Genomic DNA, 26,436 nt, shown 5'->3' with positions numbered 1-26,436 from the left:
GCCCGCAGAAGTGGAAACTTCTGCGGGCCGCCCTTCGCACAGTGCTTAGCGGTACTGCTTCATCAGCGATTTCACGCTGGCTACGTAACGCTTAGTGTCATCGTACATGCCGTACTTCCTCACGCCGCCAAGGCCCTGATAGTACGCAGCGATGGCATCATCCAGATTGCTGGTGTTGTCAAGGTTGTAGCGGATGACTGCAATGCCAGCGGTCACGTTATCCTGCGGGTCCAGCAGATTCAGCTTCTTGCCAACGCGCGAGGACATCCACTCGCCGGTGCTCGGGATCACCTGCATGGCGCCCAAGGCGTTCGCGGGGGATACCGCGCGCATGTTGAAGCCCGACTCCTGCATGGAGTGCGCCAGCGCCAGCGCTGGGTCCACGCCCATGCGGTTGGCGGTGGACACGATGATGCTCTGCATTTCGCTGCGGCTTGGCACGGAGACCGAGTCGAGGTAGTCCTTGTTCTCGTTCGCGCTGCTGACCACATGGTCGGCATAGGTGCGACCGAGGAAGGTGTTGCCGATCTTCTTCTTGGAGCCGCCGGTCGACGTCGAGGATACCGAAGATCCGCTGATCTTGACCTTGTCGCCGATCTGCAGCGGGGTCGAGGTGCTCAGCTGCGGGTTCTTGTCCAGCAGATCCGAGAGCTTCATGCCGTGCTGGGCCGCAATGCCGCCGAGTGTGTCTCCGGACTTCACCGAGTAGCTCGAAGCCTTGGAAGAGCCCGCCGACGGCTTGGACGAGGAGGACGACGTAGAAGTCGAGGACGATGAAGCGCTGCCCGAAACCTTGATCTTGTCGCCCGGGAAAATGGGCTTGGAAGCAGAAATTCCATTCAAGCTCAACAGGGTGCCCAGCTTCATGCCGTTCTTGGCCGCGATGCCGCTGAGGGTGTCTCCGGACGTCACGGTGTAGCTTGCGCCGCCGGAAGTCTTCGAGGACGACGAGGACTTGCCCGAGGAACTGGAGGACTTCGAGGAGCCGTTGATGGTGAGCTTGTCACCGGGGAAGATCGGCTTGCTGGCCGAGATGCCGTTCTTGCTCAAGAGCGCCGACAGGCTCATGTTGTGCTTGATGGCAATTCCGCCCAAGGTGTCACCGGCTTGCACGGTGTAGCTGGCGGATCCGGAGCTGTTCGAGGAGGACTTGCCCGACGAAGAGCCCTTGCCGGAGCTGCCGGTCGATCCGCCGTTGACCTTGATCTTGTCGCCCGGGAAGATTTTGGTGCTGGAGGAGATATCGTTCTTCTTCAGCAGATCGGCCAGGCCCATCTTGTGCTTGGCCGCAATGGCACTAAGAGTATCGCCGGACTTGACGGTGTAGCTGCCGGTTGCCGAAGAAGCCGAAGAACTTGAAGCCTTCGAAGACTTTGACGGCGAACCGTGGCCCGGGACCTTCAACGTCTTGCCTGCAACGATGAAGTCGCTCTTGAGGTTGTTCAGGTCCTTCAGCTTGGCAACGGTGGTTTTGTACTCCACCGCAATGCTGGACAGGCTGGCGCCGGCCGGGATCTGGATCTCCTTGGTGCTGGCCTTGGCTGGCAAACCTAGGGAAGGAACACGGGAAGCAATCAGGTGTGCCTTGATCTGATCTTCGGCGATCTTGATGTTTTCGGGTGTTACCGACTTTGCGGCCGAGCCTGGGGTGTTTACCGATACCGCAGGCGCTGCATAAGCAGCCGGGGCCAAGGCGAGGCTGCCGATGACAGCAGCGGGGATCGCTGCACCTGCGACAACACCTAGCGCATGCGTGGAGACATGGTTCGCTTTGTGGGGCATAGAGTCATTCCTCATTTGTACGGTTGCGATAATCGCGAACAGTCACAAGGGCACCTGAACCGGCTGCTTCAGGAGTTGTTTGTGTTGCAATTGTTATCAAAGTGATACATGAAAATTTACACTACTTGTGTGACGCATGGAAACAGCTGTGACTGGTTTGAACAAAGTTTCTGCGGTGAATCGCAATTTATGGGAACCTTAAGGGGTGAATGAAATTCAAGAACTCGTTGGCCAGTGGCTGACCCTGCCCGATCTGGCCGAAGAATTAGACATTGATATTCGCCGAGTGCACCGCATGCTTGACGAGCGTGAAGTTGTGGCACTGCGCATTGGCGAGCGCAAGGTTCGTTCGGTTCCTGCAGAATTCCTTCAGGATGGTGCGGTGGTCGACAGCCTTAAGGGCACGCTGTCCGTGCTCAAGGACTCGGGCTACTCTGACGAAGAGAGCATCAAGTGGCTCTTCACCGAGGACGAATCGCTTCCGGGAACCCCAATGAACGCGCTGCGCTCGGGCCGTAAGACCGAGATTCGCCGTCGCGCGCAGTCGCTGGCCTGGTAGAGCGACACCGTTTAAGATAAACAATAGGTCTCGACGTTCCTCCATTTGGAAGGAAAGTCGAGACCTATTGTTATGTATGCGTGATGTTCCGCAAGCCTACTTGCTGCGCTTGGTCACCGCGTCGCTGAGGAATTTCATTCCGGCCAGTGCGAGGCAGTGAGCCTCGATCGCGTCCAACGCCCGTAGCGACTGCGAGGTCAGTTCGCTGATGCTACGTTCGGTTTCTTGCAACGCGCCGCTGGCCTGCAGGATTTCGCTGAGCTTTTGCACTTCGGCATCCGAGAGGTCCGGAGCACCGAGCCTGTTCTGGATGAAGTCCCGCTCTTCCGGAGAAGTCAGCAGCAACGCGTGGGCGATGAGTTCGGTTCGTTTTCCTTCGCGGAGGTCGTCACCAGCAGGCTTGCCGGTGATCTCGGGATCGCCGAAAACGCCCAAGACATCGTCACGAAGCTGGAAGGCCTCGCCCAAGGGCAGGGCGAAGGCGCTGTAGCTCTCAAGCAGGCTTTCATTCCCCCGAGCAAGCGCGCCGCCGAGAAGAACGGGGTTCTCGGTGGAATACTTCGCCGACTTGTAGCGGACGATGGTGCGCGCGCGCTTTACGGCTTCGGCCGGATCGTAGGCGGGGCCGGCGGACTCTTCGAGCACATCGAGATATTGCCCGGCCATGACCTGGGTGCGCATGCGGTTGAAGATGGTGCGTGTTGCGGCGTCGACCCCGGGAATCGATGCAAAAAGCTCTTCGCTCAAGGAGAGGCACAAATCGCCGGTCAGGATGGCGCTAGCCATTCCGTAGTTCGCCGCGCTTCCGGACAAGCCCAGCGACTGATGCTGCGCCTCGAAATGCTTGTGGACGCTTGGGCGTCCTCGACGGGTATCGGAATTGTCGATGATGTCATCATGGATCAATGCCGCTGCCTGGAAAAGCTCAAGCGCGGCGCCCAGCTGAATCACATCTGCGGAATCCTTGGGGCCGCCAGCGCCCAAAAAGCCCCAGTACGCGAACAACGGGCGAAGCCGCTTGCCGCCCTGCGTCAAGGTCCGGATCGCGTTGACGATTTCCGCCGCACTGGTGGTAATTGACGAGACTTCATCGTTTTTGGCGGAAAGGAAGTCTTCAAGCTTTGTGGCAACGGCGTCCGTAAAGCTCCGGCTCAGCTCTCGGACTTCAGCCTCAAAGGGCGAGACGGTTTCAGGCAACGACATGCAAAATCAATTCTCCGCGTGAAGGGGCAGATGGCTAGGATCAACTCTACCGGGAATCCATAGGGGATTTTTTCCGGATATGTCTCGGCAGGTGCAGGCGAAGTGCCGTGTCGCTCGGTTGCCAGCACACTGTCGGGAGCGCGCACTAATATAGCTGTCATGAATGACAAGGAGCATCGCGCGATCCTGCACGTGGATATGGATGCCTTTTTCGTCTCCGTGGAACTGATCGACCATCCCGAGCTCGTCGGCGAACCTGTCATTGTCGGTTTCCCCGGCGGACGCAGCGTCGTCCTCTCGGCCTCCTATGACTGCCGGGCCAGGGGAGTGCATTCGGCTATGCCGATGAGCCAGGCGATTGCCCTGATGCCCGAAGCGAACATCGTCGAGCCGGTTCACGGGAAATACAGCGCGATCTCCGAGCGGATCATGGCCTACCTCCACACGGTTACTCCGCAGGTGGAACAAGTCAGCGTCGACGAGGCTTTCCTGGATGTCACCGGGAGCATGAGAATGCTCGGAGGACCGGTCGCCATTGGCCAGAAGATCAGGGCGCACATCCAGAACGAGTTCGGGTTGCCTGCCAGTGTTGGCATCGCCCGAAACAAGTTCGTGGCGAAATTGGCCTCGACCTATGCCAAGCCGAACGGGATGACCGTGGTTGCGCCGGAGCGCACCTTGGAATTTCTGCATCAGCTGCCTGTCACCAAGATGTGGGGCGTGGGGAAACGAACTGCCGAGCAGCTTCATGCCTTGGGCATCGATACGGTGGCACAGCTCGCGGCCGAACCCGAGTCGAGGTTGGTGCAGAGATTTGGCGAGCATGGCCGCGCACTATGCCTGCTGTCCCATGGCATAGACAACCGTCCTGTGCAGCCAGTGCGTGAGGAAAAGAGCCTATCGGCTGAACATACCTTTTCTACCGATATCCGGGACAAGGACGTCCTGGAACGAGAGCTGCTGCGCCTCGGGCACCGGGTGGGTCAGCGGTTGCGAGCCCAGGAGAAGGTGGCACGCGGTGTGGGGATCAAGCTGAAGTATCAGGACTTCAGCGGGATCAACCGTTCCAAGACCCTTGCCGCCGCGACGGATTCGTCGTCGGCAATCAGCTCAGAGGCAATCAGCCTGTTTCGGAATCTGTGGCCGTTAGCCCAGCCCATCCGGCTGCTCGGAGTCAAGGCCGAACGGCTCGAAGACTCGGCGCAGGGGATCCAGCTGAGCCTGGACCCCAAGGACGAAAAAACTCGGGAAGCCGAGCGGATCGCGGATCTGATAAGCCAGAAATTCCCGAAGTCGTCGACTGGTCCTGCCCGTTTTCTGCGCCCTAAGGAGTAAAGGACGTGTTTTCCCTACCTATGCCTAAGTTAACAGTGGTGAAGATCAACTAGCAGGGTGGAGACAAAAGAGACTATCCTTGAAGTAGGTTCGAACTATGACTGGGAACTTTTTCCGGGCATGAAGCGTTGGAACCAATAGACGGTGCATGACCGTCTGAAAGTCATTGGAAGGAGAAGGCGATGCCGCTATCGGAACACGAGCAGCGTCTGTTGGAGCAGTTGGAAAAGCAGCTGCACGAAGACCGTCGCTTTGCCTCCAACATGAAAGCCCCATCAAGCACGGGGCGGCTTTCAACCCGCAACATCGCGCTGGGCATCCTCTTGGTCATTCTCGGACTGGCCGGTTTGATTTTCGGAATCTCCCAGCAGGTCATCATTGTTGGTGTCATTGGTTTCGCGGTGATGTTCGGTGGAGTCATGTTGGCGTTGAAGAAGTCGGCAGCAGGAAAAATCGGCCCGGGTGCCAAGCCCCGCGCAGGATCGAATGCGAAGAGCAATTCTCAGTTCATGAGCGGCCTTGAAGAGAAGTGGAACCAGCGTAAGCGGGACCAGTCCGACGGCTAGAGACGATCGTATACAGAGGTGTAACCCTAGGGTTGCACCTCTTTGTTTTTTTAATGCCGCTTTTCAATCCCAGCCCGCGCACAGCGGGTACCTCGGTGCAGCGGGAACCAAGCACGCCGTTGAGGCAACTCGCGGCAATGGGCTGGATCCTCGATTCCCACCAACTTCCTAGGGAACGAATTTAGGGTCTGGAACGCCGGCCCCACTTCCCTCCCCAGCGCCCTCCACATTCCACCACTAAGGGCCCAAATCCCGAATTCCCGGGCATTTTCGGCGCTTTGCCAGGTCTCCTTCGCCAATTCGCGTTCCAGAGGCCCCATGCACCTCCACCGCGTTTTCTTCTCTGAATACGCGGAAATACGCTATTTTTTATGTCTAAACCTTCGGCAAACCCTGTTTGCTGCGTTGACAGTGGAGGGTTGTGGAGTAAAGTGGAGTGCAGTAGAGGGAATCGGGGATTCTGACCACTTCGCGGAGAAAGGCGGTGTGCATGTTCCTTGGAACTTACACGCCGCGACTCGACGAAAAGGGGCGCCTGATTCTGCCTGCCAAATACCGTGACGAGTTAGCTTATGGGCTGGTCTTGACCCGGGGACAGGAACGCTGCATCTACGTCTTCAGCCAACGAGAGTTCGAGAAGCAACACGAGCAACTAGCTCAGGCTTCCCTGACGTCTCGCAAGGCCAGGGACTATGCCCGCGTGTTTCTCTCCGGTGCATCTGACGAAGTTCCCGACAAGCAGGGGCGAGTCACAATCCCGCAGGTGCTTCGCACTTATGGCGGCCTCGACCGCGAGGTAACGGTGATTGGTGCGGGTAATCGCATTGAAATCTGGGATTCCGCCGCATGGCAGCAGTACCTGCAGGAACAGGAAGAAGTATTTTCCGAGACCGATGAGGATTAGCCCTCCTTTTGGAGGACGGCCCATCAGGTCAACCAAGCAGCTGGGATGAGATCTCCAGCCACCTTGAAGGCGAAAACTTCTGGCTTCACTTCCCCGGAGCCAGAAAGACTCGCCGTCAACGGTTGGAGGGGGATCTGATCTCAGCACCGATTTGAACGCGAAAGGGGGCGCAGTGACGAATCAGGATTCCCAACGACCAGCATCAGAACGACATGTTCCGGTACTTCTGGATCGTTGCGTCAATCTGCTGGCTCCGGGTATTGAACGAGCCAATGCAGAAGGGCGTCGGGCAATCGTCGTCGACTGCACCCTGGGCATGGGTGGTCATTCGGAGGCCATACTCCAGCGGTTCGAGAACCTCCACTTGATCGGCCTGGACCGTGACGAGCAGGCGCATGAGCTGGCCGGTGCTCGCCTGCGGCCCTTCCAGGACCGTATCGACCTGGTGCACGCGGTCTACGACGAAATCGCGGATGTCGTGTCCGATCTCGGTTTCCCGGGCGTCGACGGCGTCCTGTTCGACCTCGGCGTCTCCTCGCTCCAGCTTGATGAGCGCGAACGCGGTTTTGCCTACTCCTACGATGCTCCTCTGGACATGCGCATGGATACCTCAGTCGGGCCGACCGCCGAGGACCTGGTCAACGACCTTGAACGAAACGAACTGCTGCGCATTATCCGCCAGTGGGGCGAAGAGAAATTCGCCGGTCGAATCTCGACAGCAATTGTCGAAGCACGCGCCAAGGACCGAATCACAACCACCGCCCAGCTGGTGGAGGTCATCCGAACAGTTGTCCCCGCTGCGGCGGCCCGCAACCACGGACATCCTGCCAAACGGACCTTCCAGGCGCTGCGTATTGCGGTCAACGAAGAACTGGACGTTTTGGAGCGAGCCATACCGGCTGCCATGAGCTCCCTGAACGTCGGAGGCAGAGTGGTGGTCATGAGCTACCACTCGCTGGAAGACAAGATCACCAAACGACACTTCGTCCAGGGATCGACTTCCTCGGCCCCTCCGGGTTTCCCGGTAGAGCTTGAGGAACACAAGCCTGAGTTCAAGGTCCTGACCAAGGGGACCGAAAAGCCCAGCGAAGCGGAAATCGCCGAAAATCCACGTGCCGCCTCAGCCCGCCTGCGGGCTGTGGAACGAGTTCTTAAGAGGAGCTAGTATGAGCCAACGAGCCCAGCGCCGAGTGCAAAAGAACGTAGCCATGACTGCCCAGCCAGTCGTTGACGGCAGTACTGCCCGCGCCGTGCGCCCCGAGCCCGTTTCCGCTAGCGATCTCAAGTTCGTCGACACGCCGCAACGCGTGACTCTCTCGTTGGTTCCACGGATCAACGAGACGAACAAGCGCTCCATGGTGGTCACGTCGGTGGCCATGGTGATGCTGTTCGTCGCCGTCGTTGTGACCCTGGTCTTGATGAACACGTCCGTGGCCCAGCGTCAGTACGACATCGTCTCCCTGCGCAACCAGGAGCGTGCACTCTCCCAGGAGAACCAGACGCTGCTCAAGGACGCCCAGTCGCTCTCTGCTCCGCAGGCACTGGCCCGGAAGGCCGCCGACCTCGGGCTCGTTGCACCGGGTGCCCCCGGACTGATCGACCTCTCTGAGGGAAAGATCACCCAGCCCGCTGAAGAAGCGGTCAAGGGCGACAAGAACGCCACGAATTACGACACCCTGCCGCTGCCCGGCGAGAGCATCAACGGCAGCAAGAAGGCCAAGGCGGCCGAGGAGAAGCCGAAGTCCACGGCGCCCGAAACCACGGTTGGCAAGCAGGCTTCCGAAAAGCCCGAGCAGGCAGCTGCTGCTGGGACCAAAACTGAAACGGTCGAGCGCAAGGTCGGGGACGACGGACGCCCGGTGTTCACCGAGAGCGAGCTCAACGGCGGCACGATTCCGGCGCCGACCATGAAATCCCCGACGGACTAAGTTTCGATTCCTAAGCTTGAGACAGGGCGGCGTGTTGGCTGTCAAAAATCCACGATGAAGGAAAGTTGGGTTCACCGTGAGTTCGACCGTCGCTGACACCGCGAAGAAGCGCATGCGCTTCGTATTGCTGCTGTCCATTTTGCTGTTGGTGATTATTGCCGGTCGGCTCTTCTGGGTGCAGGGCATCAATCCCGCGGCCGCGGCCAAGGAAGCGGCCGACACCCGCAACCGCGAGGAGATCATCGCGCCCACCCGCGGATCCATCCTGGACAAGAACGGCAACATCCTCGCCGTGTCCGTGGACCGCTACGACCTTGTTGTGGACCAGCGCGACCAGAAGGACACCATCCGGCGCAAGGTGCGGGACGGCTCCAACGCGCGCGAACGCATTTCCTGGGAACAGGCAATCAAGGAGCTCTCCGTGGTCCTCGACCAGGACGTCGACGAGCTGACCAAGGCCATCCGCCCGCAGGAGGGCGCGAAGCCCAAGGGCTACGTCATGATCGCCAAGAGCGTGACCCCCGAGGTCCGCAACGAGGTCATGGAAATCGGCATTCCGCGGCTGAACTCGGTGCTGCGCAGCGAACGCCAGTACCCGCAGGGCGTCATCGCCGGTCCGCTGCTGGGCTTCGTGCGCAACTCCGAAGACCAAAAGGGCGTTGTCGGCGCCGAAGGCCTGGAACTCAGCCAAGAAGAGCATCTCGCCGGCAGCGCCGGCAAACGCAAGTTCGAGGTCAGCGCCGACGGCGTGCGCATCCCGACCACCGAGCTGGAAGAGACTCCGGCCGTCAACGGCCAGGACGTGATGCTCAGCATCGACAACGACATCCAGTACGTCGCCCAGCGCGCGGCGGAGGCCAAGCAGAAGCAGTTCAATGCGGAGTGGGCCACCGTCATCGTGCAGGAGGTCAAGACCGGCAAGCTGCTGGCCATCGGCGACTCGGCCGAACTCGACCCGAACAACCCGGGCGCCACCGAACCGGAATTCCGCCGCTCGGTCTCCATCACCCGCGCCTTCGAGCCGGGCTCCACGGGCAAGGCGGCGATCTTCGCCGCGGCCATCGACCAGGGCAAGGTCAAGCCGCTGGACGAATTCACGGTCCCGAACAAGAAGACGTTCACCAAGGAGACCATCAACGACTCGCTACCCCACGCCACCTACGACATGACGGCGGCCGGCATCTTCGCCCGCTCCTACAACACCGGCACGGTGATGGTCGGCAATACCGTCAGCAAGCAGACCCGCTACGACTACATGCGCGCCTTCGGCCTGGGAACCCCCATCGACGTCGGACTGAACGGCGCCAGCGCCGGCCAGCTGGCCGCCCCGGAAACCTGGGACCGCCGCCAGCAATACACCACGATGTTCGGCCAGGGCTACTCGCAGACCGCGTTGCACACCGCGTCGATTTTCCAGACGCTGGCCAACGGCGGCGTGCGCATCCAGCCGAGCCTGATCGACGGGTACCGCAACGAGGACGGATCCATCTCCGAGCCGGCCGAGCGCAAGGAAACCCGGGTTGTGAAGGATTCAACAGCATCCGAGATGCTCAAACTCATGGAATCGGTCGTTGAGTCGGGAACCGGTACTAAAATGAAGATACCGGGCTACCGCGTTGGCGGTAAGTCAGGTACCGGCCAGGCCGCCAGTGCAAAGGGCTACGACGGCTACACGTACTCCTTCGCGGGCGTCGCCCCGCTGGACGACCCGCAGTACGTGGTTGTAGCCACGATGTACCGGCCGCAGGGCAACTGGCGGAACTTCTCGGTGGCGGATACGTTCACCGAAGTGATGAGCCATACGTTGAATACGTACAACGTGCCCCCGAGCACAAGCGATTCAGAGGCGTATAACGTCTTTGTAGGTGAGGAACAAAAGAAACCTTGGTAGTCCAGGAACCCGGCACGCCGCGCGCGCTGGAACAGCATTTGCGTCCGCACTCCGTGGCGGAAACCAGCTTCGAGCAACTGTGCACGGCGGTCGGCGCCCTGCGCGGTGCGCTGAACCCGGCCGCGAACCCGTTGATTCGAGGTGTCAGCCTGAACCCGCAGGTGGTGCAGCCCGGGGACGTTTTCCTCGCGATCTCCGGCGCGCGCCGCCATGGGGCGGAATTCGCCGCCACCGCGGTGGCCAACGGGGCACTGGCGCTGATCACCGACGCCCAGGGCCTGGCCCATCTTCCCGCGGACTTCGAGCTGCCGGTGGCATCCGTCTCGAACGTGCGATCCATCGCCGCCGCCGCGGCCCAGCGCATCTACGGCACCGCGACCCGCTGCCCGGAGCTGTTCGGCGTGACCGGCACCAACGGCAAGACCACCACCACCTTCATGATCCGCTCCATTCTTGAGGCGCTGGGCACCGAAACCGGGCTGGTCGGCACCATCGAGATGTCAGCCCGCGGACAGATCATCCCCAGCGTACTCACCACCCCGGAATCCACCCAGCTGCACGGGGTGCTGGCCCGCATGTCCGAACAGCAGGTCGCCGCGGTGGCCATGGAAGTCTCCAGCCACTCGCTGAGCTACGGACGGGTCGACGCGCTGTCCTTCGCCGTCGCCGGCTACACCAACCTCACCCAGGACCACCTGGACCTGCATGGCACCATGCAGGACTACTTCGAGACCAAGGCCCAGCTGTTCACCCCCGAGCGCAGCGAGCGAGCCGTGGTGCTGGTCGACGACGAGTACGGCCAGCAGCTGGCCGACCGCGCGCTGGTTCCGACCGAGTCGCTGAGCCTGGACCCCGCGCACCCGGGCGCCGACTGGCGCGTGGAGGACTTGCGGCACTCGGGACTGGGGCACAGTTTCCGCATCACCCACCGCGACGGTCGCACCCTGGAAACCCGCACCGGGCTTCCTGGCATGTTCAACGTCGCCAACGCTGCGCTGGCCGCACTGATGGTGCTGGCCGGCGGCGTGCCGCTGGCCAGGCTGCAGCAGGCGCTGGACGCCAGCGACCCGCTGTCGGTTGCGGTGCCGGGGCGCATGCAGGTGGTCGGCGAGTCGCCGGTGGCGGTGGTGGACTTCGCACACAATTCGGACGCGCTGGCCAAGGCCCTGGATTCGGTGCGCCCCGGCCCCGGAGGACGGCGCATCATCGTTTTCGGCGCCACCGGCGACCGCGACACCACCAAGCGCCCGGACATGGGCGCGGTGGCTGCACGCCACGCGGACATCGTGATCGTCACCGACGACGACCCGCACGGGGAGGATCCTGCCCCGATCCGCGAGCAGGTGGCCGCCGGAGCCGCCCGCGCCATCCAGGCCGAGCGTCCCGAAGTTCAGCTGCACAACATCGCGCCACGCGCCAAAGCCGTGGAGTTTGCTGTGAGTTTGGCGGGTGTCAACGACGCGATCCTCGTGGCCGGCCGAGGACACGAAGTCAGCCAAGACGTCGCGGGAATGGACGTGGAGCTCGACGACCGGGTGGAACTGGCCAATGCCCTGAAACTTCATGGTTTTGTGACCATTGCCTAGCACGCCCCTGTCCATCAACGTCATCGCCCGAGTGTAAAGTCCTTAATGCCATGATTGAACTGTCTTTGACCGACCTGCTGAGCATCACCGGAGGGAAAGCGACGAATACCGCCGCCCCCGACACGGTGGTGACCTCGGCGACCACCGATTCCCGCGATGTCGTACAAGGCTCGCTATTTGTAGCCAAGCCCGGAGAATTCTCCGACGGCCACGCCTTCATCGACGCCGCACTGTCCTCCGGGGCGGTGCTGGCGCTGGCTGAACGCGTCACCCTCGACGAGCAGCGCCGCGAGCACCCGGCGGTCATCGTCCCGGATGCCGTGGAAGCCATGGGCAAGATCGCGGCGCACATCGTCGCTTACCTAAAGCAGAAGAACGACGCGGTGGTCGTGGGGATCACCGGCTCGGCCGGCAAAACCACCACCAAGGACCTCTTGGCGGCCATCCTCTCCGAGGTCGCCCCGACCGTGTCTCCGATCGGCTCCTACAACGGCGAGGTCGGTGTCCCGCTGACCGTCTTCAACGCCACCGAGGACACCAAGTACTTCGTGATCGAGATGGGCGCCACCGGCATCGGGCACCTGACCTACCTCACCGACATGGTCCACCCGAAGATCGGCGTGGTGCTGTGCGTGGGCACCGCGCATGCCGGCGAGTTCGGCGGCGTGGAGAACATCGAGAAGGCCAAGGGCGAACTGGTCGAGGCGCTGGACGCCGACGGGATCGCCATCCTGAACGCCGAGGACCCGCGCGTGGCGCGCATGGCCTCGCGTTCCGGGGGAGCGGTGCGCTTCTTCGGCACCGGGGGCAACCCGGTGGAGGGCGCAGGGGTGTGGGCGACCGACGTGGAAGTCAACTCCCAGGGCCAGCCGGAACTGACCCTGCAGTTCCCCGACGGGTATTCCCGACGCATCACCTCCGGCCTGCTCGGCCGCCACCACGTGTCGAACATCCTGGCTGCGGCCAACGCCGCCTGCGCCCTGGGCATCGACCCCGAACTGATTGCCCGCGTGCTGCACGGCCGCACGGCCGGCAGCCGCTGGCGCATGGAGCGCATCGAGCGCGCGGACGGCGTGAGCATCATCAACGACGCCTACAACGCGAACCCGGAATCCATGCGCGCGGCGCTGGTGACACTGGCCGAGCTGGGCCTGCCGGGCGACAACGCCCCGGCACGGCGCACCTGGGCGGTGCTCGGGGAAATGCTGGAGCTGGGCGAGGAGTCCATCCACCAGCACGACCTGCTGGGCCGGATGGCGGTGCGGATGAACATCAAGAAGCTCGTGGTCGTCGGCCGCGGCGCGAAGGCCGCCTACAACTCCGCGGTGCTGGAAGGCAGCTGGGGCGACGAGGCGTTCTTCGTGGAAAACGTGGACGAGGCCCGCACCCTGCTGCAGGAGCAGCTGGAGCCGGGGGACATCGTCTTGTTCAAGTCCTCCCACGGCGCCGGACTGCGCCACCTGGGTGATGACATTGCAGCATTCGTGAAGGAAGGCGAGAACGCATGATCGCATTAATCGTAGGAGCGGGCATTGCGCTGCTCTTGACCGTGGTGTTCATGCCGCTGTACATCAAGCTGCTCACCAAGAAGCAGTACGGCCAGGTGGTCCGCGACGACGGGCCGATGTCCCACGCGGTGAAGTCCGGAACGCCCACCATGGGCGGCGTGGTCTTCGTGCTCGCGGTGTTCATCGCCTACTTCCTGACCCACGCCATCCTGGGCATGATGGGTCGGGCCAGCGCCGGCATCACCGCCAGCGGCCTGCTGGTGCTGCTGCTGTTCGGCGGCATGGGGCTGGTGGGCTTCCTGGACGACTTCATCAAGATCTTCAAGAAGCGTTCCCTGGGCCTGCGGGCCTGGCAGAAGATCGTGCTGCAGGCCGTGGTGGGCATCAGCTTCGCCGTGCTGGCGCTGCAGTACCCCAATGCCGACGGGCTGACCCCCGCATCCACCGCGATTTCCTTCCTGCGCGACACCAACATCGACCTGGCCTTCGCCGGCCCGATGCTCGGCCTGATCCTGTTCGTGCTCTGGTCGAACCTGATCGTCACCGGCACCACCAACGGCGTGAACCTCACCGACGGCCTGGACGGCCTGGCCACCGGCGCCTCCATCATGGTTTTCGGGGCCTACACGCTGATGGGCATCTGGCAGCAGAACCAGGCCTGCAGCAACGTGAACGCGCTGGACGTGTGCTATTCGGTGCGCGACCCGCAGGACCTGGCCATGCTCGGCGCCATCCTCTCCGGTGCGCTGATCGGCTTCCTGTGGTTCAACGCCAAGCCTGCCAAGATCTTCATGGGCGACACCGGCTCGCTGGCCATCGGCGGCGCCGTGGCTGCCTTCGCCATCCTCTCCCGCACCCAGCTGCTGCTGGTTGTCATCGCCGGCCTGTTCGTGGTCATCTCGCTGTCGGTCATCATCCAGGTGGGCTACTTCAAGCTCTCCGGCGGCAAGCGCGTCTTCAAGATGGCTCCGCTGCAGCACCACTTCGAACTGTCGGGCTGGTCCGAGGAAAACGTCGTCATCCGCTTCTGGATCCTGGCAGGCCTGTTCGTGGCCGCGGGTCTGGGCATCTTCTACTCCGAATGGGTTGTCGCACTGTGAGCGCAAACGCCAATGCCGATCTGGCCGAACTAACCAGCTGGGATTCGAACTGGAAGGGCCTGCGCGTGGTCGTGGCGGGCCTGGGCCTGTCCGGCTTCTCCGCCGCCGACACGCTGATTGAGCTCGGCGCGGTCGTGACCGTCCTGGACGGGCGCGACGACGAGCTGAACCGGCAGCGCGGGGAAACCCTGATGATCGTCGGCGCCCACCAGGTGCTGCTGGGGTCCGAGCACGTCAAGCACCTCCCGCAGGTGAACGATCAGCAGCCGCAGCTGGTGCTCGCCTCGCCGGGCTGGAACCCGCGCCACCCGGTCATCGCCGAAGCCGCCGAGGCCGGCATCCCGGTCTGGAGCGACATCGAGCTGGCCTGGCGCGTGCAGAACCGCGAGGGACGCACCGCGCCGAAGTGGCTGGCCATCACCGGCACCAACGGCAAAACCACCACCGTGGGCATGACCGAGGCGATCCTCCAGGCCGCCGGCCTGAAGGCCATCGCCGTGGGCAACGTCGGCACCCCGATCTTGGACGCCGTGCGCGAGCCGGTCGACTACGACGCCTTCGCCGTGGAGCTGTCCAGCTTCCAGCTGCACTACACCCACAGCATTTCCCCGGTCGCCTCCGTGGTGCTGAACATCGCCGAAGACCACGTGGACTGGCATGACGGGTTCGAGAACTACAAGGCCGACAAGGCCAAGATCTACGAGCGCACGCAGACCGCCGCGATCTTCAACGCCGCCGACGAAGTCACCCTGGACATGGTTGAGAACGCGGAGGTCATCGAGGGCTGCCGCGCCATCGGCTTCACCACCAACACCCCGGCGGTGTCCATGGTCGGCGTGGTCGAGGACCTGCTGGTGGACCGCGCCTTCATCGAGGACCGCCGCACCAACGCGGTGGAGTTGATCGCGCTGAAGGACATCGGGGAGATCGTCCCGCGCCACACCGCTGCCAACGCCGCGGCCGCCGCGGCGCTGACCCGCGCCTTCGGCGTTCAGCCGGAAGCAGTGAACCGCGGGCTGAGTGGCTTCGACGCCGGCGCGCACCGCATCCAGGCCGTCGCCCGCCGTGGCGATATCCTGTGGATCAACGACTCCAAGGCCACCAACCCGCACGCAGCCGATGCCTCGCTGGCGGCCTTCACCAAGGTCGTCTGGATCGCCGGCGGCCTGTCCAAGGGCGTGGACTACAACACGCTGGTGGCCAAGCACGCGGCCCGGCTGCGCACCGTGCTGCTGATCGGCACGGACATCCAGGGCCTGCGCGAAGCGCTGGCCGAGCACGCTCCGGAGGTCGAGGTCATCGACATCACCGCCGCGGTGCACGCCGAAACCGGCACCCTGCCCAGCGGGGCCCAGGTCATGACGCGCGCGGTGTACACCGCGGGGAAGCTGGCCCAGCCGGGCGACACCGTGCTGATGGCTCCGGCCGCCGCGTCCATGGACCAGTTCAGCTCCTATGCCCAGCGTGGCAACGCCTTTATCAGCGCGGTCAGTGATCTGATGGATAGTGATTCCACGGATCAGAACTCCAACGACTAACAGCACGCAAGAGAATCCGGCGCGGGCCGGAAAGCAACAACAGACGGGGGCATTGGTGGTGACCAAGGAGCGCAAGCAGCCGCAGGGCGCCAAGGCCGAGACCGGGAAGGCCGCTGCCTCCGGCAAGAAGCCCGGCCTGCGCCCGCAGGGCGGGATCTTCAGCGGGGTCGAAAAGGCCAGCGCACGCCTGGCCTCCACCGACTACTGGCTGGTACTGGTAACCTCCATCTTCCTGTCGGTGTTCGGCGTCATCATGGTGCAGTCCTCCGCCTCGGTCGAGGCGATCGCGGCGGGCCGCAACGGTTTCACCGTGGCCTTGTCCCAGGCGCTTTTCGCGGGGGTCGGCATCGTCTGCATGCTGGTCATGCAGTTCATCCACCCGTCCAAGCTGAAACGCCTTGCGTGGCCGGCGGTGTGGGCGGCAGTGATCCTGCTGGGCCTTGTCGCGTTCACCCCGCTGGGCCATGAAGTCCTCGGCAACCGCAACTGGATCAAGATCACCTCCACCATCGGCCTGCAGCCCAGCGAATTCGCCAAGCTCGCGCTGGCGGTGTTCTCCGCCTTCATGCTGGAGAAGAAGCAGCAGCACCTGCTGAGCGACGTCAAGCATCTGGTGATCCCGATCCTGGCTCCGGTCGGCGTCGCCATCCTTTTCCTGGTCATGCTCGGCAAGGACGTGGGCACCGCCCTGGTACTCATCATGATCCTGGCCACCGCGATGTTCCTGGGCGGCCTGCGCATGAAATGGCTGCTGGGCCTGGGCGCCGCCGGGTTCGTGCTGCTGTCCGTCGCCGTGATGTCCTCGGCCAACCGCCGCGGACGCATCAAGGCGTGGCTGGGCATCGACTGCGGCAGCGGAGACCAGTGCTACCAGTCGAACATGGGTATGCACGCCTTCGCTTCGGGGGGATGGTTCGGGGTCGGTCCCGGCCAGTCCCGGATGAAGTGGTCCTATGTTCCCGAAGCGCAGAACGACTTCATCTTCTCCATCCTCGGCGAGGAATTCGGCTTCATCGGCGTGATCTTCGTGCTCGCGCTGTTCGCCATCCTCGCCCTGGCCATGTACCGCATCGCCATGCGCGCCAGCGACCTCTACACCCGCGTGCTCATGGGCTGCCTGATGTCCTGGATCATCGGCCAGACCTTCGTGAACCTGGGCACCGTCACCGGCGTGCTGCCGGTCATCGGCGTGCCGCTGCCCTTCATCTCCTCCGGCGGTTCGGCGATGCTCGCGGTCATGCTGGCCATGGGCTTCGTGCTTTCCTCGGCACGGCAGCAGAAGAAGGACCAGCTGGTCGCCGTCCTGCCTACCGCGAAGCCGACGACCAAGCCCAAGGACTGAACCCGTCGCCCGGCGTCCGGATCCCGCCGCGCGAACCACCGACCGAACTCCGGCACCCGCTGCCGACGAACCCAAGGAGTAAACCAGCACCATGAGCGAACCGATTCGACTGGTAGTTGCCGGCGGCGGCACGGCCGGGCACATTTCGCCCATGCTGGCCATCGCCGACGCGGTGAAGCAGGACAACCCCGCCGCCCAGATCACCGCGCTGGGTTCGCCCGGGGGACTGGAAACCCGACTGGTGCCGGAAGCCGGCTACCCGCTGGAACTGATCCCCAAGGCGCCGATGCCGCGCAGCATCAACCTGGATCTGCTGAAGTTCCCCTTCCGTTTCGCCAAGGCCGTGAACCAGGCCAAGGCGGTGCTGCGCCAAAGCAACGCGCAGGCGCTGCTGGGGGTGGGCGGCTACGTCTGCACCCCGGCCTACCTGGCCGCCAAGAAGCTGGGCGTCCCGATCTTCGTGCACGAAGCGAACTCGAAGGCCGGCATGGCCAACAAGCTCGGCGCCAAGCACGCCGCCGCCGTGGGCACCACCTTCGCCGGCACCGGGCTGCCCGGCGAGGAACAGGTCGGCATGCCGATGCGCTCCAACGTGGCCACCATGGACCGAGCCGCCCTGCGCGAGGAGGCCCGGGCCCACTTCGGGCTGACCGACGACCGCCCGGTGCTGCTGGTCACCGGCGGCTCCTCGGGTGCGCTGAGCCTGAACAATGCCGTCGCCCAGAGCCTCCAGCAGCTGAACGCCGCCGGCATCCGCACCGTGCACATCACCGGGCGCGGCAAGCAGCTCACCGACGCCACCGGAGCGTTGCTGGCCCACGAGGGCTACACGCAGGTCGAATACGTGGACCGCATGGACTACGCCTACGCCGCGGCGGATCTGATGGTCTGCCGCTCGGGCGCCGGAACCGTCTGCGAACTCGAAGTGGCCGGCACCCCCTCGGTGCTGGTCCCGCTGCCCATCGGCAACGGCGAGCAGAAGCTCAACGCCCGCGAACTCGTCCAGGCTGGCGGCGCGCTGCTGGTCGACGACAAGGACTTCTCCGCCGGCTATATCGCCGAGCAGGTCATCCCCTTGCTGGGCGATCAGCATAAACTGGAGCAGATGTCGCAGGCCGCCTCCTCACTGGGACGGCGCGACGCCGCGCAGATCATGGCACGGAAGATCATCACCGAAGTTTCATCCCGGGTCCACTCGGGACAGGAAGGCTAGAAACATGTCGAAGCGAGCCGACGAACTCAAGGCCGAATTGGGCAAGGTACACCTCATGGGCGTCGGCGGTGTCGGCGTCTCCGCCGTAGCCAGGCTCATGCTGGACTACGGGCTGACCGTTTCGGGATCCGACGCCAAGGACCTGCCGGTCATGGACGGGCTGCGCGAACGCGGGGCGCGCATCCATGTCGGCTACGCGCCGGAGCACCTCGGCGACGCGGACACCGTGGTGATCTCCTCGATCATCAAGCCGGGCAACCCCGAATACGACGAGGCTGTGCGCCGCGGCCTGCGCATCCTGCACCGTTCCGAGGGGCTGGAAGCAACCATGCGCGGGCATGACCGCGTCGTGGCCATTGCCGGAACGCACGGCAAGACCACCACCACCTCGCTGACCGCCCACATGCTCAAGACCGTCGGCGCCGCGCCGAGCTTCGCGGTGGGCGCCAACATCCCGAGCCTGGGCACCAACGCGGAACTGGGCAACGGCGGCTACTTCGTGGCCGAGGCCGACGAATCCGATGCGTCGTTCCTGAACTACCGCCCGGACGTCATTATCGTGACCAACGTCGAGGCCGACCATCTGGACCACTACGGCACCGCCGAGGCGGTGCACCAGGCCTTCGTCGATTTCGCCCAGCTGCTGCCGGAAGACGGGCTGCTGATCTGCTGCGCCGACGACCCCGGAGCCAATGAGCTTGCGCACAAGATGCGCCAGAGCCGCGGCGACCTGCGCGTGCAGACCTACGGCTTCTCCGACCACGCGGACCGCCGTCTGGGCGATGCGCGCGCCCTGGACAACGGCCGGTTCGCCGCCACCATCGAATGGGGCAGCGGCCAGGAGCACATCCTGGATCTCGCGGTGCCGGGCCAGCACAACCTGCTCAACGCCGCCGCCGCCCTCTCGGTGGGCATCGACGCCGGGGTGGACGTGGACGACGCGCTCGAAGCCCTGGCCGGCTTCAGCGGCGCTGCCCGCCGCTTCGAATTCAAGGGCGAAGCCGACGGCGTCCGGGTGTACGACGACTACGCGCACCACCCCACCGAGGTCACCGCCGCGCTGAAGGCCGGCCGCGTAATGGCAGGGGAGGGCAAGCTGCACGTGCTCTTCCAGCCGCACCTGTTCTCCCGCACCAAGGAGTTCTACCGCCAGTTCGCCAGCGCGCTCTCGCTCGCTGACACCGTAACCCTGCTCGAGATCTACCCGGCGCGCGAGGAGCCCATCGAGGGTGTGAACAGCGAGCTGATCGCCGAACGCGTCGAAGTGCCTGCCCACGTGTTCACGCCGGAGGCGGCCGTGGCCCATGTGGTGGAAAACGCCGAGCCCGGCGATGTGATCATGACCGTGGGAGCCGGCGACGTCACCTATCTCGCCGGCCAGCTGCTCGACGCGCTGTCCTGAGAACCGCTCGACGAACGCAATCCGAGGAATCCATGGACGAAAAAGCCAAGGTCGTTGAACTTCCGCCCAGTCCGGAGAAGAGACGGCGCAAGATCATGCTCATCGGCGGCGCCGCCATCGTGGTGCTCAGCCTGGTCGTGGTGTTGGTGCTGAGTTTCTCCCCGGTGCTGGCCGCCAAGAAGATCGAGGTGACCGGGACCAAGCTGTTGAGTGAAAAGCAGCTGCTGGAGTCGTTGGCTCCCCTGGAAGGCACTCCGCTGCCGCGGATCTCCGAGGCCAAGGTCGAAGAGTTGCTCGGCGAGCAGCCGGCGATCGACAGCATCGTGGTTCGGGCCCAGATGCCGGACACCCTGGTGGTTGAAATCCATGAGGAAGTGCCCGTGGCGATCCTGGTGGACGGCAAAACCAACTATCTGGTTTCCGACACCGGAGGCAAGCTGAAGAAGCTCGGTGCCAAGGACAAGACCAAGCTGCCGAAGATCAAGGCCTCGGACGCGACCAAGGATCCCGAGCAGTTCAAGCTGCTGACCTCGATTCTCAGCGGTGTGGATGCCAAGGTGCTGGAACAGGTTTCCACCGCCTCGTTGACTGAAGCGGGATTCATGGAGCTTGCCCTGCCGCAGAAGCGTACACTGATTTGGGGCAACGGGGACAACGCCGCGTTGAAAAATCAAGTCACACAGATTTTCCTGAATAACTCCAAGGACAGCGCGGAGGCGAAGAAGACCATCGACGTCTCCAACCCGGAAAATCCGGTGACCTATTAAGTACGTCAGGCTTGGGCGCGGGATGAACATTCTCAGCCGAAATTCTGGAAAGATAGTTTTGAAGTAGCGACACGCCTCGGCGGTCGTTGCACAAAGACCATACGACTCATAGCGTTCTTAATAACGATCGCTTGACAGAAACCTAACCTTCAGGCTAAGGGTGAAGGTTTCGGTTTGGGTCGGATTCATGTAGCACATCTAACAAGGGAAGCGGGACGTGGCAGCTCCACAGAACTACCTCGCGGTCATTAAAGTCGTCGGAATCGGCGGTGGCGGTGTAAACGCAGTCAATCGTATGATCGAAGTCGGTTTGAAGGGCGTTGAATTCATCGCCATCAATACCGACGCTCAAGCTCTGCTCATGAGCGATGCCGACGTCAAGTTGGATGTTGGACGTGAACTGACTCGCGGACTGGGCGCAGGCGCCAACCCAGAGGTCGGCCGTCAGGCAGCCGAGGACCACGTCGAGGAGATCGAAGACGTCCTGCGCGGCGCCGACATGGTCTTCGTCACCGCTGGCGAAGGCGGCGGCACCGGTACCGGTGGCGCTCCCGTCGTTGCCCGCATCGCACGCTCCCTGGGCGCGCTGACCATCGGTGTGGTCACCCGTCCATTCACCTTCGAAGGACGCCGCCGCGCCAACTCGGCGGAGTCCGGCATCGAGGCGCTGCGCGACGAAGTCGACACGCTGATTGTTATTCCAAACGACCGGTTGCTGTCCATCTCGGATCGCAACGTGTCGGTTCTGGATGCCTTCCGCCAGGCCGACCAGGTCCTGCTCTCCGGTGTCCAGGGCATTACCGACCTGATCACCACCTCGGGCCTGATCAACCTCGACTTCGCCGACGTCAAGTCCGTCATGCAGGGCGCAGGCTCTGCGCTCATGGGCATTGGTTCGGCCCGTGGCGAGGACCGCGCGGTCAAGGCGGCCGAATTGGCCATCGCCTCGCCGCTGCTGGAAGCCTCCATCGACGGTGCGCACGGCGTGCTGCTGTCCATCCAGGGCGGCTCGGATCTCGGCCTGTTCGAGATCAACGAAGCCGCGCGCCTTGTCCAGGAAGTCGCCCACCCGGAAGCGAACATCATCTTCGGCGCCGTCATCGACGATGCCCTGGGAGATGAAGCGCGCGTGACCGTGATCGCCGCAGGCTTCGACGAGCCGGACGTGACCAGCAAGCCGATGTCCGCACCGGCCGCATCCAGGCCAGCCGTCAGCCGTGCAGCAGAGCCAGCTGCACCTGTCGCTCCTGCTGCTCCAGCCGTCGTTCCGCCGGCCGCGCCGGTGCCTGTAGAGAAGCCTGCCGCCGAGCAGAACCCTTTCCAGGACCTGCCAGACGTTGTCGACTCGGACCTCAACGGCTCCAACGATGACCTGGATGTCCCGGACTTCCTGAAGTAAGAACAGCAGGAAGCTGAGCAGTGCTACATTTCGCGTCGAACCTCGATCCGAGTATTCAGCTGGCCTTCACATCTCAGGCCGAGGGAAACCTCGCCCTGCACGTGAACGACGATCCCCGCCGCGTGGCGGAGAATCGGGCCAGGCTGGAGGACTCGATCGGGGTTCGTCGTTTTTCCCTGAATTTCATGAATCAGGTCCATTCCGCGCGGATCCATGCCGTCGACGGTGCACAACGCACCTCGCGGAGTGAACCGGAGGCGCCGACCTGCGATGGGCTGATCGACCCCACGGGCCTTGAACCGCTGGCCGTCATGGTCGCCGACTGCCTGCCGGTGCTTTTCGTGGGGCGCAACCCGGAGACCGGCAGCAGCCTCACCGCCGCGACCCACGCCGGACGCCGAGGGCTGCTCGACGGAATACTCTCCAAGACGGTGCAGCAGCTGCGATCCCACGGAGCGGTGCAGATCGAAGCGGTCATCGGCCCTTCCATCTGCGGCAACTGCTACGAAGTGCCGCTGCAGATGGCCGAGGAATCGGAACGGCAGCGACCCGGCATCCGCAGCAAGACCTCCTGGGGAACCGACGCCCTGGATCTTCCGGCCTCCGCGGCCCGGGAGCTTGAGCTGTTGGATGTCCACGTCCGTCTCTGCGGAGTCTGCACTTTGGAAGACGAGCGATTTTTTTCATACCGCAGATCTACTGAGTCGGGCCGTCTGGCGGGACTCGTTTGGCGCGGGTAACACCCGTGTGCGACACACCGGTGAGAAAATCAAGAATGAACATTGCTACCTGAATTCTGTGCGGTAGCGTCGAAGTAGCGGAATCATGCATGGGGTGCATGAACGGGACAAACTAGGAGAATTATCGTGGCTGACGGACTGCGCAAGGCAATGGTCTATCTCGGCTTGGCGGACGCCGTCGAGCACGAAGAGGCTGTGGTAGAGAAGTCAGAGCCGAAGCCTCAGGTGCGCGTCGTCGAAGACCCTGCTCCGAAGCGTCCCGCTGAATCCCCGCGCCCGCAGCCAGTCGTTCGCGCTGCCGCTCCGCAACCAATTGCCACAGAACCGGATGCCGAATACCGTGCACCGGTGACCCCCATCAAGCGTGCCCCTTCAGTGAGGGATGAGGATTCCGAATTGCGTCAGATTACAACCGTGCACCCTCGTTCTTACAACGATGCCAAAATCATCGGTGAGAACTTCCGTGACGGCATTCCGGTGATTATGAACGTCACCGACATGGGTGAAACCGACGCCAAGCGTTTGGTGGACTTCTCCGCCGGCCTCGTTTTCGCGCTGCACGGATCGATCGAGCGAGTCACCAACAAGGTGTTCTTGCTCTCGCCGTCCACCGTTGAGGTGTTGGGTGAGGACCGCAAGCAGTCCGAAGCCCAGGCTACCTTCTTCAACCAGAGCTAAGACGCCAGGAGCGAGCGCACAAAAATGGTGTTCGGGATTATTTATCTCGCATTGGCGATCCTGCAAATTCTGCTTCTGATGCGAATTGTGCTGGACATAACTGAAAACTTTGCCCGCCACTGGCGTCCCAAGGGCATCGCGCTGGTCGTTGCGTCGGTCGTCGTGTCGATCACGGACCCGCCGCTGCGGTGGCTTCGAGGGAAGATCAAGCCGCTGGATCTGGGTGGAATCCGCCTTGACCTGTCTTTTTTGATCTTCTTTATCGTCGTCATGATCGCGAAGGTAATCATCGGCAATCTGGGGGCGAGCACAGGTATTTGAGTAGGAGTTTCTCCTTCAGCAAAAGGATTGTAGGCTCAGCGCTTACAAGGTAGATTCAAAGAAAAAGAGACTCGGGTGAAGACCCGATTTCGTGTTTAGTGTCCAAATCGTTATATCCTTTAGGAAATAGTGCTCCGACTTCACCGGTCGCGACACTGAAGAACGGTAAGTGTTTCGCAGGGCCAATCTAAGGCCTTGCGAAAATGATCCCAGCATTGAGGTGACCCAATGGCTTTGACGCCAGAAGACGTAGTCAATAAGCGCTTTCAGCCGACCAAGTTCCGTGAAGGCTACGACCAGGACGAGGTAGATGACTTCCTCGACGAGATCGTGGTGGAGCTGCGTCGCCTAACCGGTGAAAACGAAACTCTCCGCCGCCGTCTGAGCGAACTTGGCGAAGACGCGAACGTTGTAGCCAAGGAACAGTCTGTTCCGGCCCCAGTTTCCGCTGCTCCGGCTGCCAAGCCGGCAGAGGAAAAGAAGGCTGAAGCCAAGCCTGCCGAAGAAGCCAAGGCTACTCCGGCCCCAGCTGCCAAGCCGGCAGAGGAGAAGAAGGTCGAAGCGGCTCCTGCCGCCAAGCCTGCGGAGAAGAAGGTCGAAGCAGCTCCAGTTGCAGCGCCGGCCGTCGCTCCTTCCGCCGAATCGGCTGCCAACGTTCTGGCCATGGCCCAGCGCCTGCACGACGAATACGTCGCATCAGGTGTTGAGCAGCGCGACAAGATCATCTCCGACGCCAAGACCGAGGCAAACTCCCTGGTCACCTCGGCCGAAGAGAAGAGCCGCAAGACCCTGTCTGCCCTGGAGCAGCAGAAGTCTGTCCTCGAGCGCAAGCTTGAGCAGCTGCGTGGCTTCGAGCGCGACTACCGTGCTCGCCTGAAGACCTACATCGAAGGACAGCTGCGCGACCTCGAGTCGCAGGGTTCGATCGATGGCGCAGCAGGCAAGGCCAACTAACTGCTTGCAGTTCAACGCATGAACTGGCCATAAAGTAAGATCATCGGTGGTGCCCGGATTCTGTCCGGCACCACCGATGACGTTTAAAAGGAATTAATGGGTAACACCGTGAGTGAACCACAAGCGGGCAGCGCCGCCGCAAAGGCCAAACGCTACACCGGACTCGGCTTGATCATCGCCCTGATTGCCCTGCTCCTTGACCAGGGTGTGAAGCTCTGGGTCGAAAACAATATGAAGCTGGGCGAGTCTTTTGAGGTGATTCCCGGGTTCTTCGATATCCACTACATCCTCAACCCGGGTGCCGCCTTCTCCATGGGCGAGAACTTCACCGTCGTGTTCACCATCCTTCAGGCCACCGTCGCCGTGGTCGTCACCTACCTGCTGTTCCGACGGGTCAAGATCCGCAGCTGGGCGATCGTGCTCGGCTGCCTGCTGGGCGGGGTGCTCGGAAACTTGGGCGACCGGCTGTTCCGCGAACCGGCCTTCGGCTTCGGCCACGTGGTGGACATGTTCTCTGTGACGAACTTCGCGATCTTCAACGTCGCCGATTCGTTCATCGTCTGCTCCATGATCGTGGTCGCATACATGCTCATCCGCGGCATCAACCTGGACGGCACCATCGGGGACAAGCCCAAGGACGGGGAATCCGCAGGCGACGGCGACGATCCGCAGAAGCCTGCGGCATGACCCCCGCCGTAGACGCAGCGCACCACGAGCTGTCGGTTCAGGATGCCGACGCCGGCTCCCGGCTGGACGCGTACCTGGCTCGCGTTCTGCAGATCCCGCGCACCCTGGCCTCGAGCCTGTGCAAGGACTCCCACGTGAAGGTCAACGGGAAAACTATTGCCAAGTCACTAAAGCTCAAAGCGGGGGATCAGCTGTCGGTGTCCATACCGGCCCAGGCCGACCCGCTGGAAATCAGGGTAGAAGCCGTGGAAGATCTGAAGATCATCGCCGACGATGACGACTATGTCGTGATCGACAAGCCGGTGGGCGTCGCGGCCCACCCGTCGCCGGGCTGGGTCGGCCCCACCGTCGTCGGCGCACTGATGGCCGAGGGCTACACGATCTCGACCTCCGGTGCTTCCGAGCGCCAGGGCATCGTGCACCGTCTCGACGTGGGCACCAGCGGCCTGATGGTGGTCGCGAAGTCCGAACGCGCCTACAGCGCCCTGAAGCGCGCCTTCAAGGAGCGTACGCCGAAGAAGATCTACCATGCGGTCGTCCAAGGCCTGCCCGATCCGCTGGAGGGGACTATCGACGCACCCATCGGCAGGCATCCGGGCCACGATTGGAAGTTTGCCGTCCTCGATGGCGGACGCAACTCGGTCACCCATTACAAGGTCATCGAGGCCTTCGGCCGCGCCAGCCTGGTAGAGGTGCATCTGGAAACCGGGCGCACCCACCAGATCCGTGTGCATTTCTCCGCGTTCGGGCACCCCTGCGCCGGAGACCAGACCTACGGGGCCGACCCGAAGCTGGGGGCGGCGCTGGGCCTGACCAGGCAGTGGCTGCACGCCAAGCGACTTGGATTCGAGCACCCCGTGACCGGGCAGTGGATGGAATACGAAAGCGAATACCCCTCGGACTTGTCCGGAGCCCTGGAGCTCCTGCGCGAGGGGACTTACTAGCAGCAGGAGAACCCCGCGCTCATGGCAGGGCTGCAGCCGCCTGGAATATTTTCCCGGCGGCTGTATCTCTTCCCACACCTGGTTCGGGG

24 protein-coding genes are annotated in these 26,436 nt (G+C 62.8%); 22 read left to right on the top strand and 2 right to left on the bottom strand.

The annotated features are described in order from the left end of the window. Positions 1 to 45 precede the first annotated feature (45 nt). The gene (locus JQN66_RS10900) at positions 46 to 1,782 is read right to left on the bottom strand and encodes a lytic transglycosylase domain-containing protein (RefSeq protein WP_204674930.1); all 1,737 of its coding nucleotides are present in this window, start codon (positions 1,780 to 1,782) and stop codon (positions 46 to 48) included. Between the two features lie 205 nt (positions 1,783 to 1,987). On the opposite strand from JQN66_RS10900, the gene JQN66_RS10895 reads away from it, so the two are divergent. Then, positions 1,988 to 2,341 (top strand): Rv2175c family DNA-binding protein, encoded by a 354-nt coding sequence (locus tag JQN66_RS10895; protein WP_204674928.1) that lies wholly within the window; start codon positions 1,988 to 1,990, stop codon positions 2,339 to 2,341. A gap of 96 nt (positions 2,342 to 2,437) precedes the next feature. On the opposite strand, the gene JQN66_RS10890 is transcribed toward JQN66_RS10895, so the two are convergent. Further along, positions 2,438 to 3,544: a polyprenyl synthetase family protein gene (locus JQN66_RS10890; RefSeq protein ID WP_204674926.1), complete on the bottom strand. Its 1,107-nt coding sequence runs from the start codon at positions 3,542 to 3,544 to the stop codon at positions 2,438 to 2,440. A 159-nt stretch (positions 3,545 to 3,703) separates the two neighbouring features. On the opposite strand from JQN66_RS10890, the gene dinB reads away from it, so the two are divergent. From dinB to JQN66_RS10785, 21 genes are all read left to right on the top strand, one after another. Continuing rightward, complete coding sequence (dinB, locus tag JQN66_RS10885; RefSeq protein WP_204674924.1) at positions 3,704 to 4,879, top strand: DNA polymerase IV; 1,176 nt, start codon at positions 3,704 to 3,706, stop codon at positions 4,877 to 4,879. A gap of 182 nt (positions 4,880 to 5,061) precedes the next feature. Next, complete coding sequence (locus tag JQN66_RS10880; RefSeq protein WP_188946668.1) at positions 5,062 to 5,445, top strand: DUF3040 domain-containing protein; 384 nt, start codon at positions 5,062 to 5,064, stop codon at positions 5,443 to 5,445. A 490-nt stretch (positions 5,446 to 5,935) separates the two neighbouring features. Next, on the top strand, positions 5,936 to 6,349 hold the full coding sequence (gene mraZ / locus JQN66_RS10875; protein WP_047119495.1) for a division/cell wall cluster transcriptional repressor MraZ: 414 nt from the start codon (positions 5,936 to 5,938) through the stop codon (positions 6,347 to 6,349). A gap of 172 nt (positions 6,350 to 6,521) precedes the next feature. Then, positions 6,522 to 7,514: a 16S rRNA (cytosine(1402)-N(4))-methyltransferase RsmH gene (gene rsmH / locus JQN66_RS10870; RefSeq protein ID WP_204674922.1), complete on the top strand. Its 993-nt coding sequence runs from the start codon at positions 6,522 to 6,524 to the stop codon at positions 7,512 to 7,514. A 43-nt stretch (positions 7,515 to 7,557) separates the two neighbouring features. Beyond that, positions 7,558 to 8,277, top strand: a complete 720-nt coding sequence (ftsL, locus tag JQN66_RS10865) for a cell division protein FtsL (protein ID WP_204674920.1) — start codon at positions 7,558 to 7,560, stop codon at positions 8,275 to 8,277. Positions 8,278 to 8,353: 76 nt separating this feature from the next. After that, positions 8,354 to 10,168: a peptidoglycan D,D-transpeptidase FtsI family protein gene (locus JQN66_RS10860; RefSeq protein WP_229777209.1), complete on the top strand. Its 1,815-nt coding sequence runs from the start codon at positions 8,354 to 8,356 to the stop codon at positions 10,166 to 10,168. Further along, positions 10,162 to 11,754 carry a UDP-N-acetylmuramoyl-L-alanyl-D-glutamate--2,6-diaminopimelate ligase gene (locus tag JQN66_RS10855; RefSeq protein ID WP_204674918.1) on the top strand — a complete coding sequence of 531 codons (1,593 nt, stop codon included), beginning with the start codon at positions 10,162 to 10,164 and terminating at the stop codon, positions 11,752 to 11,754. The genes JQN66_RS10860 and JQN66_RS10855 overlap by 7 nt, the downstream gene beginning before the upstream one ends. A 50-nt stretch (positions 11,755 to 11,804) precedes the next feature. Then, entirely contained in the window at positions 11,805 to 13,262 is a 1,458-nt protein-coding gene (locus JQN66_RS10850) for a UDP-N-acetylmuramoyl-tripeptide--D-alanyl-D-alanine ligase (RefSeq protein ID WP_204674916.1), read from the top strand. Beyond that, on the top strand, positions 13,259 to 14,362 hold the full coding sequence (gene mraY / locus JQN66_RS10845) for a phospho-N-acetylmuramoyl-pentapeptide-transferase (RefSeq protein WP_188946673.1): 1,104 nt from the start codon (positions 13,259 to 13,261) through the stop codon (positions 14,360 to 14,362). The genes JQN66_RS10850 and mraY overlap by 4 nt, the downstream gene beginning before the upstream one ends. Beyond that, the gene (gene murD, locus JQN66_RS10840; protein WP_204674914.1) at positions 14,344 to 15,900 is read left to right on the top strand and encodes a UDP-N-acetylmuramoyl-L-alanine--D-glutamate ligase; all 1,557 of its coding nucleotides are present in this window, start codon (positions 14,344 to 14,346) and stop codon (positions 15,898 to 15,900) included. Before mraY ends, murD begins: the two co-directional genes overlap by 19 nt. Positions 15,901 to 15,955: 55 nt before the next feature. Next, positions 15,956 to 17,242 (top strand): FtsW/RodA/SpoVE family cell cycle protein, encoded by a 1,287-nt coding sequence (locus tag JQN66_RS10835; RefSeq protein WP_239463987.1) that lies wholly within the window; start codon positions 15,956 to 15,958, stop codon positions 17,240 to 17,242. Between the two features lie 91 nt (positions 17,243 to 17,333). Further along, on the top strand, positions 17,334 to 18,455 hold the full coding sequence (gene murG, locus JQN66_RS10830) for an undecaprenyldiphospho-muramoylpentapeptide beta-N-acetylglucosaminyltransferase (RefSeq protein ID WP_188946675.1): 1,122 nt from the start codon (positions 17,334 to 17,336) through the stop codon (positions 18,453 to 18,455). Between the two features lie 4 nt (positions 18,456 to 18,459). Then, the gene (gene murC / locus JQN66_RS10825) at positions 18,460 to 19,857 is read left to right on the top strand and encodes a UDP-N-acetylmuramate--L-alanine ligase (protein WP_204674912.1); all 1,398 of its coding nucleotides are present in this window, start codon (positions 18,460 to 18,462) and stop codon (positions 19,855 to 19,857) included. Between the two features lie 32 nt (positions 19,858 to 19,889). Continuing rightward, positions 19,890 to 20,624: a cell division protein FtsQ/DivIB gene (locus tag JQN66_RS10820; RefSeq protein ID WP_204674910.1), complete on the top strand. Its 735-nt coding sequence runs from the start codon at positions 19,890 to 19,892 to the stop codon at positions 20,622 to 20,624. Positions 20,625 to 20,841: 217 nt separating this feature from the next. After that, the gene (gene ftsZ, locus JQN66_RS10815) at positions 20,842 to 22,023 is read left to right on the top strand and encodes a cell division protein FtsZ (RefSeq protein ID WP_188946678.1); all 1,182 of its coding nucleotides are present in this window, start codon (positions 20,842 to 20,844) and stop codon (positions 22,021 to 22,023) included. Positions 22,024 to 22,043: 20 nt separating this feature from the next. Next, the gene (locus JQN66_RS10810; protein ID WP_204674908.1) at positions 22,044 to 22,763 is read left to right on the top strand and encodes a purine nucleoside phosphorylase YfiH/LACC1 family protein; all 720 of its coding nucleotides are present in this window, start codon (positions 22,044 to 22,046) and stop codon (positions 22,761 to 22,763) included. A 126-nt stretch (positions 22,764 to 22,889) separates the two neighbouring features. Beyond that, complete coding sequence (locus tag JQN66_RS10805; RefSeq protein ID WP_188946680.1) at positions 22,890 to 23,441, top strand: cell division protein SepF; 552 nt, start codon at positions 22,890 to 22,892, stop codon at positions 23,439 to 23,441. Between the two features lie 24 nt (positions 23,442 to 23,465). Continuing rightward, entirely contained in the window at positions 23,466 to 23,762 is a 297-nt protein-coding gene (locus JQN66_RS10800; RefSeq protein WP_204674905.1) for a YggT family protein, read from the top strand. A gap of 228 nt (positions 23,763 to 23,990) precedes the next feature. Then, positions 23,991 to 24,716 (top strand): DivIVA domain-containing protein, encoded by a 726-nt coding sequence (locus tag JQN66_RS10795; RefSeq protein WP_188946682.1) that lies wholly within the window; start codon positions 23,991 to 23,993, stop codon positions 24,714 to 24,716. 108 nt (positions 24,717 to 24,824) lie between these two features. Next, positions 24,825 to 25,403: a signal peptidase II gene (lspA, locus tag JQN66_RS10790; protein WP_239463986.1), complete on the top strand. Its 579-nt coding sequence runs from the start codon at positions 24,825 to 24,827 to the stop codon at positions 25,401 to 25,403. Next, on the top strand, positions 25,400 to 26,347 hold the full coding sequence (locus JQN66_RS10785; RefSeq protein WP_204674901.1) for an RluA family pseudouridine synthase: 948 nt from the start codon (positions 25,400 to 25,402) through the stop codon (positions 26,345 to 26,347). The genes lspA and JQN66_RS10785 overlap by 4 nt, the downstream gene beginning before the upstream one ends. The last annotated feature ends 89 nt before the right edge of the window (positions 26,348 to 26,436 follow it).

Source organism: Glutamicibacter protophormiae (assembly GCF_016894325.1).
Classification (GTDB): domain Bacteria; phylum Actinomycetota; class Actinomycetes; order Actinomycetales; family Micrococcaceae; genus Glutamicibacter; species Glutamicibacter protophormiae.
Note: the sequence above shows the minus strand (reverse complement) of the source record. Positions and strands in the feature narration are given on the sequence as shown.

Coding starts and splice junctions, on each gene's coding strand:
- mraZ (WP_047119495.1), top strand. CDS start 5,936: ATGTTCCTTGGAACTTACACGCCGCGACTCGACGAAAAGGGGCGCCTG.
- ftsL (WP_204674920.1), top strand. CDS start 7,558: ATGACTGCCCAGCCAGTCGTTGACGGCAGTACTGCCCGCGCCGTGCGC.
- murD (WP_204674914.1), top strand. CDS start 14,344: ATGGGTTGTCGCACTGTGAGCGCAAACGCCAATGCCGATCTGGCCGAA.
- JQN66_RS10850 (WP_204674916.1), top strand. CDS start 11,805: ATGATTGAACTGTCTTTGACCGACCTGCTGAGCATCACCGGAGGGAAA.
- murC (WP_204674912.1), top strand. CDS start 18,460: ATGTCGAAGCGAGCCGACGAACTCAAGGCCGAATTGGGCAAGGTACAC.
- JQN66_RS10785 (WP_204674901.1), top strand. CDS start 25,400: ATGACCCCCGCCGTAGACGCAGCGCACCACGAGCTGTCGGTTCAGGAT.
- JQN66_RS10800 (WP_204674905.1), top strand. CDS start 23,466: ATGGTGTTCGGGATTATTTATCTCGCATTGGCGATCCTGCAAATTCTG.
- mraY (WP_188946673.1), top strand. CDS start 13,259: ATGATCGCATTAATCGTAGGAGCGGGCATTGCGCTGCTCTTGACCGTG.
- JQN66_RS10820 (WP_204674910.1), top strand. CDS start 19,890: ATGGACGAAAAAGCCAAGGTCGTTGAACTTCCGCCCAGTCCGGAGAAG.
- JQN66_RS10795 (WP_188946682.1), top strand. CDS start 23,991: ATGGCTTTGACGCCAGAAGACGTAGTCAATAAGCGCTTTCAGCCGACC.
- murG (WP_188946675.1), top strand. CDS start 17,334: ATGAGCGAACCGATTCGACTGGTAGTTGCCGGCGGCGGCACGGCCGGG.
- dinB (WP_204674924.1), top strand. CDS start 3,704: ATGAATGACAAGGAGCATCGCGCGATCCTGCACGTGGATATGGATGCC.
- JQN66_RS10880 (WP_188946668.1), top strand. CDS start 5,062: ATGCCGCTATCGGAACACGAGCAGCGTCTGTTGGAGCAGTTGGAAAAG.
- JQN66_RS10900 (WP_204674930.1), bottom strand. CDS start 1,782: ATGCCCCACAAAGCGAACCATGTCTCCACGCATGCGCTAGGTGTTGTC.
- JQN66_RS10890 (WP_204674926.1), bottom strand. CDS start 3,544: ATGTCGTTGCCTGAAACCGTCTCGCCCTTTGAGGCTGAAGTCCGAGAG.